Raw genomic sequence first — 12,727 nt, 5'->3', positions numbered from 1 at the left:
GTCGAGTGAGCCGATCCCCGCACCACAGCCGATCAGCCACAGAAACGGAGTACGCGTCCATGCAAGACCGCTACCGCGTCGTCACGGGGCCGCCGCTGTCCCCGCCGAGCGCCTCGGCCGAGGACCTGGAAGGTCTGGCCGCCGCGCTCAACGGCCTGGAACATCCGGCCGCCGCCGCGCTGAACGACCTCACGGCCGACATGGTGGAGCTCGCCTTCAACTCCTTGCCGCCCAGGGAACGGCAGGAACTGCTCGGCAGCCTGGGCATCCGCATGGCGGCTCCCCGGCGAGTCAGCCGCACCCTGTGCAGGGACGTCCTCACCAGGCTCCGCCGTGAGTCGCGGCAGCACACCTGCACCTGCGGGATCAAGGGGCTCACGGTCACCGTGATGAACCAGGTCGGCCGGTTCGTCTTCGCCCATGACGACGAGACGGTGCCCGACCCCGTCGCGCGCTGGGGCGGGACTCTGGTCCGGGCCACTGTGCTGGCGTGGTGCAACGCCTCCGTCGCGGACGCCCGCATCCTCGTCTGGGCCGCGGACCAGGACTGGTTCGCGGCACCGGTCGACGACAAGGAGAAGGCACGTTTCCGTGCTGTCGAAGTCGCGGCGCGGTCCGTCGCAGAGGCGTACCCGGACTTCGCCGCCGGAGCGTCGGAAGACGATGAGCCGCTGCTCGCGGGCGAGGGGAAGCACGGGCCCGCCGCCGACCGGTCGGGCACGAGCGCCCCCGCCCCGCAGAGCGCGGTACGGGACTCCGACACCTCTCACGACCTGACCGCCACGGCGTCCGCAGGCGCCCGGAACGAGGAGGGGACGGAGCCGGAGGCTGCCTGCCGAGAGCTGGAGTCGGCCCTCGCGGAAGCCAGGCGAGCCGCGGACGGGGTGACCGACGCGGTGGTGGACGGCCGCCCTCCGCAGGACGCGGACCTCGCCGCGCTGGCCGCGCTGGCCGCCGTCTTCGACAGCGTCGACGCGGTGTTCAGCGCGTCGGGGATCGAGGGCGTGCCCCGCCGTCTGGAGGACATGAAGCGCGCGGCCCGCACGCATAGGACGGAACACGAACAGGCCGTCCGGGCACGGGAGCCGCTCCGCGAACTCCTGCGTGTCACCTGCCCGCCGGACAGTCCGGCCGCCGCTGCCGCCGAGGCCGTGCGGGACGCGGCCCGCCGTCTGCTGGACGCACCGGTGTGGGACCAGCCGCAACGGGAGGAGAGCACCGCGCTCGCCGCCCTGCTCCGGCTCATCCGGCTGCGCCGGCAGGCGGACGCGGCGGCCGAGATCCTGGCTCTGCAGGAGCAGGTGGTGCGGGTGCTACCGGCGTGTGCCATGGCGGCGATCATGGCCCCCGCACTGACGCTGTCCCAGCCGGAGGACACCAGCCGTGAACCCGCGGGGGCCGGGGCGAGCGGCACCGCCGGGCCCTTTGACACCGAGGCGACCACGGAGCACGGGGAGGCACAGCCGACCGAGCGGACGGGGGAGACCGCAGGCCACTTCCCCGAGGAGACCGCGGGCCGGCCCACGGAAAACACCGACCCCGAGCCGGGCCTCCCGCCTGAAGCCGCTGCCCCCGCCAGGCCGACGGCCCCCGAGCCGGGCAACGGCTCCGGCGCACAGACCGCGACGCGGACCGACAGCGAGCCGACACCACGGACGCGGCCGGTCGCCACTGCCCCGGCGCCCACTCCCACGGCACCGAGGGACGACGATGCGCCGGTCCTGGACGCGGCCACGGGCGTCCGCCCCGGTGAGTCCGCGGCCGAGCGGGCCTTGGCGCAGCTGGTCGTGGAGCGGCGCTTCGGGCTTGCCCACCATGTCGCCCGCGCTGCCAGTCGCCCCGAGCCCCAGGTGGCGGCGCTCCGCCTGGCCGCCGCCGCCGCGCTGCTCACCTCCGGTGACAGCCGGGCCGCCCGGCTGACAGCGGACCTGCTCCAGGAGTACGGCGGGTACGCGGGCCCGGACACCGAGGGCAGCGAGCCCCTCCTGGTGCCCGCCCTGCTGCGCACCGCGCTGATCACCGGCGATCACTCGGCGGGTGCTCAGCTCAAGGCACTGGTACCCCGGCTCCCGGACCGGCTCGGAGAAGCGGCGGCCGCCGTCGCCGACCGCGCCCTCAGCGGCGCCCTGATGACCGCCTCTCCGCTGGTCGCCGGCGTCTTCGACACGGAGGCCCGGTTGCGGGAGCTGGGCGACCAGTGCCGTGCCCTGCTCGCGCCGCAGAAGCTGCGGTTCGCGCGGGCCACACAGATCGCCAAGCTGTGGCTCGCGCCCGACGACGGGATGCTCGGAACGCTGCTCGGGACCGTTGTCCGCGACGACCGCGACGCGGTGCAGCGGACCCGGGAGCAAGCGGAGCGGCTGTCGAAGCCGGCCGAGATCAATAATGAGATCGACCGTATGGACCGCAAGCACCGCTCGTCCAGCGGCAAGCCTCTCCAAGGGGCCGGACGGCAGGATCTGGTGCATCTGGTGGAGCGAGCCGTCGCTCCGGTCAAGGAGTGGTGCCTGGCGGTCGACGGTGCCCGTCGCGCCGACCGGTCCAACGGCAACCGCGCGGCCAAGGAGACTTCCGCCCTGCGCCAGTCCCTACTGGACGGCAGGGAGGCCGTCCTGACCGAACTGCGGCAGCTCGCACGGCGCTCGGACGCCGTCTCGACCGCGGCGGCCTGGGCGGCTCACGCCTCGATGGAGGAGCTGTTCGCTCTGCTGGCCGGGGGCACCGGGAGCACCCGCCTCGGCGGAGCGCTTGACCCCGAACTGGTCCTGGACGCGGAACTGCTCAAGGTGCGCGACAGCCGTGACGAGCGGCCCTCGCTCGACGAACTGCTGACCGCCGTGGACCGGACCTGGCGGGACGCCCTCGACGAGCGGCTCTCCCGCGACGCCTTCACCGCGGCCCGTGCCATCGTCGAGCTGGCCGGACGGGGGCTGCTGCCTGCCGCCCAGGACGCGGAGTTCGAACCGCCCGCGGTCGCCGAGATCGACGATTGGGAGACCGCCCGGCGCACGGAACTGCGCGAGGAGCACCGCGAACTCGTCGCCGAGCTCCATCGCGCCCAGGCCGACGGCGCCGTGACCGACGACCAGGACCTGCGTCTTCAGGAACTGCTGGCCGACGCCCATGACCGCCTCGAAGACGCCGACCGGCCCGACCTGCTGGGGGTCCGGCGGGCGCACGACACGGTACGGAGCGACCTGCCCGCCTTCCGCCGACAGGCGGCCGACCGGATCCGCGCCCGGCTCGACGTCCTGGACCCCACCGCGGAGGAGCGCGCCCAGGTGCTGCGGCACCTGGACACCGGAGGTCTGGCCACCGCCGCCGACCTGGTCTATTTCCTGGAGATCGGTGAGCCGGTCCCGGAGATCGAGACCGGTGAGTCCCACCTGACCGAGTTCTTCCCGGCCGTGCCCGATGGCCTGCCGGGAGGCATCGACCGTGGTCTCGTCGACCTGGTCCGCTCCTGCGGCAAACACCCGACGCTCCCTGTCCTGGACTACGGCGATCTCTCCACCGACGAGGCGGCGCTGGCGGCCGACCTCCTCGACGAGTGGCTTGCGCTGGCCGCCGCAGAGCGCAAGGACCGGCTCCAGGTGGCGCCGACGCGGCAGGTCCCGCCGATCCTCAAGCTCCTCGGTTACGACGCCAAGAGCGCCAGGCCGCTCGACGACCGGTCCCAGCACCGGCGGGAATACCGCCTCTTCGAGGCGACTGGAGTGGAGGTCAACGGCAGGGCGAAGGCCCCCGCGTTCGGCTCGCAGATCACGGAGCAGGGCGGCAACCTGCGGGTGATGATGGTCTGGGGCAAGCCGCCCGCCAAGGTCGTCATGAGCTGGGCCGAGCGCGACACCAGCGCAGCGAGCCTCCTCGTCGTCTACTTCGGCACGCTCAGCCGTGAGGCCCGAGTCGAACTCGCCGTCGGATCGGGTCGGCTGCAGCCGCTGCTGGTCGTGGACGACGCCGCCCTAGCCTATCTCGCCGCCCGCGGAAACCGTCAGGTGAGCACCGCCACCCAGACACTGCTGCCCTTCTCCGGCGTCAACCCGTACATCAGGGAGAAGCGCGGGCGGATCGGCGGCGAGATGTTCTACGGCCGCGATGCCGAACGCAAGAGCATTCTCGACCCGCGCGGCACCCAGGTCATCTTCGGCGGCAGGGGCCTGGGCAAGTCGGCCCTGCTCGCAGACGCCGGGGAACAGTTCGCGGAGCAGCGCCCCGGCTACCAGCACGCGGTGTACGTCAATCTCGACCAGGAGAACATCGGCAAGGGCAGCTCCCTCGGGCCTGAGGCACTGTGGAGCGTCCTGGAGCGGGAGCTGATCGAAGCACAGGTGCTGGACCGGCCGCAGGGGCGCAGGGCGCGGCAGGAGATCTCCGACCGGGTGCGCGCCGGCATCCGGACCTGGCTCGACGGGGACTCGCGCCGCCGTCTGCTGATCCTGCTCGACGAGTGCGACCAGTTCTTCGAGGCGGACGCGCCCCGCTTCGACCAGACCAAGAAGCTCAAGGGCCTCGGTTCCGACACCAAGGACCGCGCCAAGGTGGTCTTCGCCGGACTGCACTCCGTGCAGCGCTTCTCCAAACTCGCCAGCAACGGACCCTTCGGCCACCTCGCCCAGACCCCGAAGGTGATCGGCCCGCTGGCTCCCCAGTACGCCGCCGAGCTGCTGGTCGAGCCAATGCGGGCGCTCGGCTTCGAGTTCCAGGACCTCGATCTCGTCAACCGGGTGCTCGGCTACTGCTCCTACCAGCCGTTCCTCCTGCAGATGTTCGGGCACCGGCTGGTCGAGCTGATGCACCGCAAGCGGGCGCGGCGCGGCCCCGAGGGGCCTCCGTACCGGGTGGAGGTCGCCGACATCGAGGTGGTGGAGTCGGATGCCGCACTCAGGGACGGCATCTCGGCGGCCTTCAAGGACACACTGAGCCTTGACCACCGCTACGACGTGATCGCCAACGTGCTGGCGTACCAGGCCCGCCACCGCGGTCTGGAGGTACGGCTGAGCGACGCCGAACTGCGCGAGGAGTGCGAGACGTTCTGGCGCAAGGGCTTCGAGCAGCTCGACACCGAGGGCTTTCGCGCCTATCTCTCCGAGATGGTGGGCCTCGGCATCCTCGCCCCCAACCATGACGGCCAGGGCTGGCATCTGCGCGGCCCGAACGCCCTGCGCATGATCGGGACCTCACACGAGGTGGACGCCCGCCTGCTCAGGGCCGAACAGGACTGCGAACTTCAGGAAAGCATCGTGCAGGAAGGCCGGCCCGAGCTGCCCGACGGCCGGCCCGCGCCGCTCACCATCACCCAGCTCGACGACCTCCTCGGTGAGAGGTCCAACCAGACGAGGGTCGTCCTCGGCACGACGGCCACCTGTGTGACCGACGTCGGCGACACCCTGCGTACGGTCGCCGGGCGCATCGCCGACTGGAAGCTGCCGCCCGTCGGAAAGGTCGGCGTCTACCGGCAGGAGCTCACGGGCGGGGTGCCGCGTGAACGGCGGGTCGTCATCAGCGACTTCGCCCGCTACCCGGCGCGCCCGGAGGCTTGCCGGGAGGCCCTCGACCTCGCCGAGAAACTGCTGCCCTCCACCCCGGGCGTCACTCGCGCCGTCGTTCTCGTCACGGACCCCACCCAGCTGACTCTCTGGCGCTCCCTGCTGACGGGGACGGAGCCCACCTCGGCGGCCCCGGTGGTGCTGCGCCGCCACGACCGCCGCAGCCTGCGCGGCTGGGCCCAGCGAGTCAACAGGTTCCACACGGAGGACCGCCTGGACCGTCTCCAGGAGCTGACTGGCGGCTGGCCGCTCTTGGTCGGCCGTGCCCAGCGCCTGCACGACGAACTCGGCGACCCCGACGAGGTGCTGCACCACCTGGCCGGCCTGCGAACGGACCGGTCCGAGGCCCACGCCTTCGCCGAAGCGACCGGCGTGTACACGGACCCGCTGCTCGTCACCGGATACCGGGCTCTGGACGACGGCTTCAAGGACGGCCCGTTCGACCTGGAGGGCGCGGTGACCGCCGTGGCACTCAGGATCGAGGACGAGGACGAAGCGCGGTGGATCGTCAACTGCCTCGACGCTCTGCAGGTGTTCGACAGGACGGACGAAGCACAGCTGCTTCTCGAGCCGCTGCTGCGGCAGTCCATGTCCCTGGAGGTGTGACATGGTGACGCCCTCGCCTCGCCACGCCGCGCCCGGCGCGGCGAGGGCGTCACAGCGGCAGATCCCGGCAGCGGAAGCACACCGTCGCTGTCCACACGGACCAGCAGCGTGCGACCGGCCACGTACTCTCTGGCCGGCCACGACCCGCCTGCGAAAGGGTCCGGGTCCAGGCCGGCCAGAACCGGCCGTGAGGAAGTCGTGGGAGCGGGTGCCCCTGCCGCGCGGGGCGGCGCCCACGAGATTCGGGTCGTCGACATGCCGGGTGTTGACGCGCAGTCGACGGACGGCAAGGGCTGCCGGGTTTTCCGGCAGCCGCTGTGCCGACGACCGGTGGTCCAAGTCCGCGCGTGGCAACGGCTTCGGGGCTCAGACGATCGACTTGATGGTCCTGTCCGCGTACCGCAGCGTCTCGTCGACGGCCTTGTCCATCTCGCGCAGAGCGTCGGGCTCTGCCGTGAGGAGAGCACTGACGTTGATGCTGCTCACGGCAAGGAGGCATCCCGCCACGGTCAGGAACTCCTTGTAACGTTCCTGCCTCTCATGCGCGAGCGAGTCCCAGTCCCGAGGCTCCGGCGGCAGGTTCGCACCCCACTTCTCGAGGGCGTGGGTGCCGTGGACGCTGACGTATTCCATGATGGCCGTAGCGCGATGCAGTACGTCGATCATCGCGTCGAAGCCTTGCTGTGACTGATCCAGAGCCGCCTGCGCAGCTTCGACCTCGGTGCGGAGACGCTCCTCCTCCTTCTTGTTCCGGCGCTGTCTCAAGACGTAGAAGCCGGCGGCGGCCAGCGCTGCCGCCGGCGCGGCGACCATGCCTGTGAGCAAGAGAATTCCACCTGCCATGCCCGCGCCGCCCGCAGCCAGCGTGCCTCCTCCCAGGAGGGCCAGCGTCGCATTGGTCGCGGCAACCCCGGACAGCGTCGAAATGGCTGTTCCCGTGGAGGCGGTCCCGAACAACGCGGCGGCCGTGAACGCACCGTAGGCCGCGGCGCCGCCGGCCACTGCCCCGGCCGCGCCTACAGCGGCGGCACCGCGGATCGCGTTGGCGATCCCGGCGGACATGGCCTCGATACGTATCGCGGTAGGGATCTCGCCCGTCTTCTCGATCTCCTCCTGACTCGGCCCCTTGGGCTCGGGCGCCCCGCTGATGCTTTCGGCCAACCCCACGAACCTCAGGAAAAACCCGTCGCGGGCGGCATCATGGACACAGTTGAAGGCTTCCCCGAGTTCTTGGGTGGTCTTCGACCGTTGGGCCACCTTCTCGTTGATCCCGGCATGACGACTTTTCGTCTCCGCGACCTGGTCGCGCAACTTCATCGGCCGCCGGCCCTGCTGACGGGCGAGAGACCTGGTTCGGCACAAAGGGGCGTGCTGATCCGGATGTGGGCGAAGTGCGCAGAAGGCCTTCCGGAGGGTTCAGGGAGACGCCCGCTGCCCGCGCCCCTACACGATTCGGTTCCGGGACGCTCTCGGCGAGCAGCGTGAAGAGGTCGGCTATGACGCGAAGGACGACGCGATCGAGCGCCTTACGTGAATCTACGAGGAGAAAGGACCGGCACAACAACCCGGCAAGCGTAAGAGGGCAGGACCCGGCGCGCAATCGCCCGGTCCCTTGATCGCCATGCTGCCCGGGAGCTGTTTCCACCGGTTCCCGGGAGCGGTGCGGGAACGCCTGCCCGGGCAGCCGACCCGCCGCACGGAGGCGCCCCCCGGTGCGAAATACTCTCCCGATGAGTTCACGCACTTCCCCGATGAGCCGGCCGATCACGATACGGAGGGCCGTCGCGCGGGATGCCAAACGACTCACGCGGCTCGTGCGTGGCTCAGGAGCCTACGAGGGTAAGTACGCGTCCGCAGTCGCGGGCTACCGGGTCGGTCCTGACTACATCGAGGCCCACCGCGCCTACGTAGCCGTCGGCTCCGACGAGCATGGAGGCCGGGTCCTCGGGTTCTACTCGCTCGTCCTCGCTCCACCGGAGCTCGACCTGCTGTTCGTCGCCGACGAAGCGCAAGGCCGGGGTATTGGACGACTGCTCGTCGAGCACATGCGGTCCGAGGCTCGTGCCGCCGGGCTCGACCGTGTCATGGTCGTGTCGCATGTTCCCGCCGAGGACTTCTACCACCGGGTCGGGGCGGTGCGGACCGGGACCGCGCTCGCGAACCCGCCTGCCGTGCCGTGGGACCGCCCCGAATTCGAGTTCCGCATTCCTCCGGAATGACGCGGTGTGCCGGTGCGCGGGGCGCCGGCCGCGCCTGCATGGCGCGCTCCGTGTGCCGTCCTCTCTGCCCTGGCGGGGGATCCCTCGCGTCGGCGGCCGCTCCCTCACCTGAGGCCGGCGATCTGAAAGAGGCGTGCGACGGAGGCACTGGACGCCGCCAGCCGTAGCCGAGCGCCGGTCGCGCGGTTCGGTGGGTGGTGAGGCGCCTTCCGGCGGCCCGTCGACGCCTTCCACGCTCTCCTCGGCAACCGCCGCCGACGTCGGCATCCACGCGCTTCCGGGCGGAAAGCCGCCTGTCCGTGGCGCCGGAAGCGGATACGCCCATCGAGTGAGCACTCTTCCTGGTGTGCCTGCGGGAGAAGCGCACGCACACTGCATGGAGAAAAACTGTCGTGGTGGCGGTAGACATTCCGCCGTCGTAGGGTTAGCGTTGTCTCCGTAACCAGAAGTCGAAGTGGGCACAGCAGACACGAACTGCTGTGCAGGCAGACCAGAAGGACACGGCCCCGTGGGGCCGTGAGCAGCACCCGTTTCATCCGTGTAATCGAAAGGTAAGGAGCAGAGCGCCATCAGGATCGCCCGGGCGAGTAGGCAGTCCGCCCGGGTACCGCAAGGCCCCGGATTGGAAGGTGGTCCCCGGTCACGCAGTCGCGATCCCCGCAACCCCGCCCTTCCAGGCGGCCGCGGAAGAAGAAGGCCGGCGCAGTGCGCCGGTAGATGGTGTTGAAAGCTCGGGGCCCGGGTGCCGTACTGGCACCCGGGCCCCCCGACGCGTCCCCGAAAGAAGAGGTCTATGCCGCCTGCCGGTTCCCGTCTCGTCGATCCTTTCGATGATGACGACTACCCCGCCTACACCATGGGACGGGCCGCCGAGATGCTCGGCACCACCCCTGCCTTCCTCCGCGCCCTCGGCGAACACCGCTTGATCACCCCGCTGCGCTCCGATGGCGGCCATCGCCGCTACTCCCGTTACCAACTGCGCATCGCCGCCCGGGCCCGGGAACTCGTCGACCAGGGCACCGCCATAGAGGCCGCCTGCCGCATCGTCATCCTCGAAGACCAGCTCGAGGAGGCGCAGCGCATCAACGAGCAACTGCGCGCCGAGGGCGGCAAGCCTCAGCCGAAGACATCAGCCTGATCGGAACGCCGGAACCCGAGGCGACCGATGCACCGTCCCCGGACGAGGCCGCCCAGGGGCCACACCGCCGTTTCTCCGGCTCAGGCGTGCTCAACGCGTCGACCGGCCCGCCGGAAGGGAGAACCACGAGCGGGTGTGACGGATGTGCTGGGTGACGAGGGGCGCAGCCGGGGGAGGAGGAGCGACAACCGACCGGAGGTCGCAATGGGCGACGGGGCTCTGGGACCTGGGGCAGCTTCCGGGCGCCGCTGAGGCGGCACCGCCCGGGAGGTCCGTCCAGGGCGGTGCCGCGGCCGGCACGGGGACCGTGCGGCCGGGCTGCGGCTCAGGCGTCGATGATGACGGGGATGATGAGGGGCTTGCGGCGGTGGGTGCGGAACGCCCAGTTCGCCACGGCGCGGGCGATGAGTTGTTCGAGTTGGCGCGGGTCCCCGACGCCTTCCTCGGCGGCGGTGGCCAGGGTCTTCTCGATGACGGGGATGACCGGCTCGAAGGTGGTGTCGTCGTGGACGAAGCCGCGGGCCAGGAAGTCGGGCGCCTCGGCGAGGGCGCCGGTGTCCGCGTCGACGATCGCCACCACCGTGAGCACGCCCTCGGCGGCGAGGGTGAGGCGGTCCTTGAGGGACGCCTCGGTGGCACCGCCGACTTCCATGCCGTCCACGTAGACGTTGCCGGCGGGGACCTTGCCGGTGATGGACGCGCGCCCCTCGACCAGGTCGACGACGACGCCGTCCTCGGCGATGACGACCCGGTCGGGGTCCACACCGGTACGGATGGCGAGGTCGCCGTTGGCCCGCAGGTGGCGCCATTCGCCGTGCACCGGCATGACGTTGCGGGGCTTGACGATGTTGTAGCAGTAGACGAGTTCGCCGGCGCTGGCATGCCCGGAGACGTGCACCTTGGCGTTGCCCTTGTGGACCACGTGGGCGCCCCACCGGGTGAGTCCGTTGATCACCCGGTAGATGGCGTTCTCGTTGCCGGGGATGAGCGAGCTGGCGAGCAGGACGGTGTCGCCCTTGCCGATGCGGATCATGTGGTCGCGGTTGGCCATCCGTGACAGCGCGGCCATCGGTTCGCCCTGGGAGCCGGTGCACACCAGAGTGATCTTGTGGTCCGGGAGCTTCTCCAGCTCCTTCGTGCTCACGATCAGACCGGAGGGAACCTTCAGATAGCCCAGGTCACGGGCGATGCCCATGTTGCGGACCATCGACCGGCCGACGAAGGCGACCTTGCGGCCGTGCTGGTGGGCGGCGTCCAGGACCTGCTGGATGCGGTGCACGTGGCTGGCGAAGCTGGAGACGATGACCCGGCGCGGCGCGGTGCGCATCACCTGCTCGATCGCGGGGTTCAGCTCCCGCTCGGAGGTGGTGAAGCCGGGCACTTCGGCGTTGGTGGAGTCGGTGAGGAACAGGTCCACGCCCTCCTCGCCGAGGCGGGCGAAGGCTCGCAGATCGGTGATGCGGTCGTCGAGAGGGAACTGGTCCATCTTGAAGTCGCCGGTGTGCAGCACCATCCCGGCCCGGGTGCGGATCGCGACCGCGAGGCTGTCGGGGATGGAGTGGTTGACCGCCACGAACTCACAGTCGAACGGCCCGAAACCACGCCGGTCGCCCTCCCGCACCCGCACCGTGCGCGGCCGGATGCCGTGTTCCTTGAGCTTGGCCTCCAGGAACGCCAGCGTCAGCTTGGAGCCGACGACGGGAATGTCGGACCGCTCGCGCAGCAGGTACGGTACGCCGCCGATGTGGTCCTCGTGGCCGTGGGTGAGTACCAGGGCCACGATGTCGTCCAGCCGGTCCCGGATGGAGGTGAAGTCCGGCAGGATCACGTCCACGCCGGGCTGGGTCTCCTCGGGGAACAGCACGCCGCAGTCGACGATGAGCAGCTTGCCCGCGTGCTCGAAGACGGTCATGTTGCGGCCGATCTCACCGAGGCCGCCCAGGGCGATGACCCGCAGCCCTCCTTCGGGAAGGGGCGGTGCGGCTTTCAGCTCGGGGTGCGGATGACTCATACCCTGACGGTACCCGGAGTGCGGGACAGTGTGATCCACTGCCTGTGTGCTCAAGCGAGCGGTCGACACGACCCGCCGCCATGGAGACGTACCGGCGCACAGGCCGGCATCCGTCATCCGTCCGCCGCCTCGGCCCCGAGACTCGGTCGTGCGGTGAGGAGTGTCCTGGTCGGCGCTGGTCCTCCACCTCACCGCCACTGACCCCGGTCAGCGACTTGCCCTGGATCCGCCGACTTGCCTGACGGGCGAATCGGCGTTCCGGAACAATCTTCCGTGCACGCTGCTGGTCGACGGCTTCACGGCAGCTTGTGTCGCGTGAATCACGCAGGTGAGAAGCCCAGTGGGACTGGTTGGCCCCTGCCGCGACGCCACGGCCCCGGCGCGCGGAGAAACGGGTGGGCTCGATTTCGTCATCTCCAGGTCGACAAGCAATTGCCTGCAAGTCCAGAATCGCCTAATGGGTGAAGTGGTACGAATCGACGAATCGGTCGACGATGTGTTCGGGCTTCACTCGGATGGCGATGCGCTCGTGCACCTCTCCGACGCGGTGGCCATGTCCGAGCGGCTCACCTCTGTTGCCGATCAACTCGTCGGACATTTCGTGGATGAGGCCCGTAAGGCGAGTGCGACCTGGGCCGAGATCGGTAGGAGTCCGGGGGTGACCCGGCAAGCTGCCCAGAAGCGGTTCGGTCCCAAATCGGCGGACGTGGACGGGCTCGACGCGGCGATCCAGTGCCGTGACCGGTCCACCGTGATCGGAAGGCGGCTTGTGGGACGAGCGCACGCGAAACGGCTGGTATTACTGGGGTATGCAGGAAGAGACCGCACGCTCCGCGATCGACACGTTCATCTCCGCGTTCAACGCCTCGGACGACAGCTATGTGACTGCCCTGCTCTCCCAGGCCCTGACTTCAGACGTGGTCTTCTGGGGACCGTTGGGTCGCAGCGAAACCTTTTCCTGAACATGCCCCCTTCGGTGCTCGGGAGCTGCGGTTCGCAGTTGGTCAGGCTGTGGTGTTGCAGGGGCGTCCGCCCCAGCGAATGCCCTTTTCGCCGCGGATGCGGGCGCGTTCCTCGCGTTGGGCGGCGAGCACGTCGGGGTGGCGGGCGTTGGCTCGGGCCTCCTGCCGCCACCAGCGGGGGAGGCTGACCAGCGCCCTGCCGGGGGACACCGCTTTCACATGTCTATACCAAGCCCCTGCCC

The 12,727-nt window shown here is 70.3% G+C and carries 6 protein-coding genes and 2 pseudogenes; 4 read left to right on the top strand and 4 right to left on the bottom strand.

Translation table 11 applies throughout. The annotated features are described in order from the left end of the window. The first annotated feature begins 59 nt into the window (after positions 1–59). A complete protein-coding gene (locus tag ACF061_RS23505; RefSeq protein WP_392268905.1) occupies positions 60–6,155 on the top strand; it encodes a hypothetical protein in 6,096 nt (2,031 codons plus the stop codon). Positions 6,156–6,521: 366 nt separating this feature from the next. Here the strand turns inward: ACF061_RS23505 and ACF061_RS23500 are convergent, their stop codons facing one another. Further along, on the bottom strand, positions 6,522–7,472 hold the full coding sequence (locus ACF061_RS23500; RefSeq protein WP_392268904.1) for a hypothetical protein: 951 nt from the start codon (positions 7,470–7,472) through the stop codon (positions 6,522–6,524). A 413-nt stretch (positions 7,473–7,885) separates the two neighbouring features. Between ACF061_RS23500 and ACF061_RS23495 the strand changes: the two genes are divergently transcribed. Together ACF061_RS23495 and ACF061_RS23490 are read left to right on the top strand one after the other, a co-directional pair. Further along, the gene (locus ACF061_RS23495) at positions 7,886–8,374 is read left to right on the top strand and encodes a GNAT family N-acetyltransferase (protein WP_392268903.1); all 489 of its coding nucleotides are present in this window, start codon (positions 7,886–7,888) and stop codon (positions 8,372–8,374) included. A 793-nt stretch (positions 8,375–9,167) separates the two neighbouring features. Further along, complete coding sequence (locus tag ACF061_RS23490) at positions 9,168–9,512, top strand: MerR family transcriptional regulator (RefSeq protein WP_392268902.1); 345 nt, start codon at positions 9,168–9,170, stop codon at positions 9,510–9,512. A 325-nt stretch (positions 9,513–9,837) separates the two neighbouring features. Here the strand turns inward: ACF061_RS23490 and ACF061_RS23485 are convergent, their stop codons facing one another. Beyond that, positions 9,838–11,523, bottom strand: a complete 1,686-nt coding sequence (locus ACF061_RS23485; protein ID WP_392268901.1) for a ribonuclease J — start codon at positions 11,521–11,523, stop codon at positions 9,838–9,840. Between the two features lie 454 nt (positions 11,524–11,977). Continuing rightward, a complete protein-coding gene (locus tag ACF061_RS23480) occupies positions 11,978–12,121 on the bottom strand; it encodes a hypothetical protein (protein WP_392268900.1) in 144 nt (47 codons plus the stop codon). Positions 12,122–12,332: 211 nt separating this feature from the next. On the opposite strand from ACF061_RS23480, the pseudogene ACF061_RS23475 reads away from it, so the two are divergent. Continuing rightward, a pseudogene (locus tag ACF061_RS23475) lies at positions 12,333–12,473 on the top strand (nuclear transport factor 2 family protein); the annotation flags it as partial. A 54-nt stretch (positions 12,474–12,527) separates the two neighbouring features. Here ACF061_RS23475 and ACF061_RS23470 read toward each other — a convergent pair. Further along, positions 12,528–12,638, bottom strand: a pseudogene (locus ACF061_RS23470) (IS630 family transposase); the annotation flags it as partial. Between the last annotated feature and the right edge of the window lie 89 nt (positions 12,639–12,727).

Origin of the sequence: Streptomyces sp. NPDC015220 (assembly GCF_043079345.1) — a bacterium.
Taxonomy (GTDB): Bacteria; Actinomycetota; Actinomycetes; order Streptomycetales; family Streptomycetaceae; genus Streptomyces.
The sequence above is the reverse complement of the archived record's forward strand: the minus strand, read 5'-3'. Positions and strand labels throughout refer to the sequence as shown.

What these genes read in the sequence shown, in the direction of transcription:
- ACF061_RS23495 (WP_392268903.1), top strand. Translation starts at nt 7,886, where the DNA reads ATGAGTTCACGCACTTCCCCGATGAGCCGGCCGATCACGATACGGAGG.
- ACF061_RS23505 (WP_392268905.1), top strand. Translation starts at nt 60, where the DNA reads ATGCAAGACCGCTACCGCGTCGTCACGGGGCCGCCGCTGTCCCCGCCG.
- ACF061_RS23490 (WP_392268902.1), top strand. Translation starts at nt 9,168, where the DNA reads ATGCCGCCTGCCGGTTCCCGTCTCGTCGATCCTTTCGATGATGACGAC.
- ACF061_RS23485 (WP_392268901.1), bottom strand. Translation starts at nt 11,523, where the DNA reads ATGAGTCATCCGCACCCCGAGCTGAAAGCCGCACCGCCCCTTCCCGAA.
- ACF061_RS23500 (WP_392268904.1), bottom strand. Translation starts at nt 7,472, where the DNA reads ATGAAGTTGCGCGACCAGGTCGCGGAGACGAAAAGTCGTCATGCCGGG.
- ACF061_RS23480 (WP_392268900.1), bottom strand. Translation starts at nt 12,121, where the DNA reads ATGTCCGACGAGTTGATCGGCAACAGAGGTGAGCCGCTCGGACATGGC.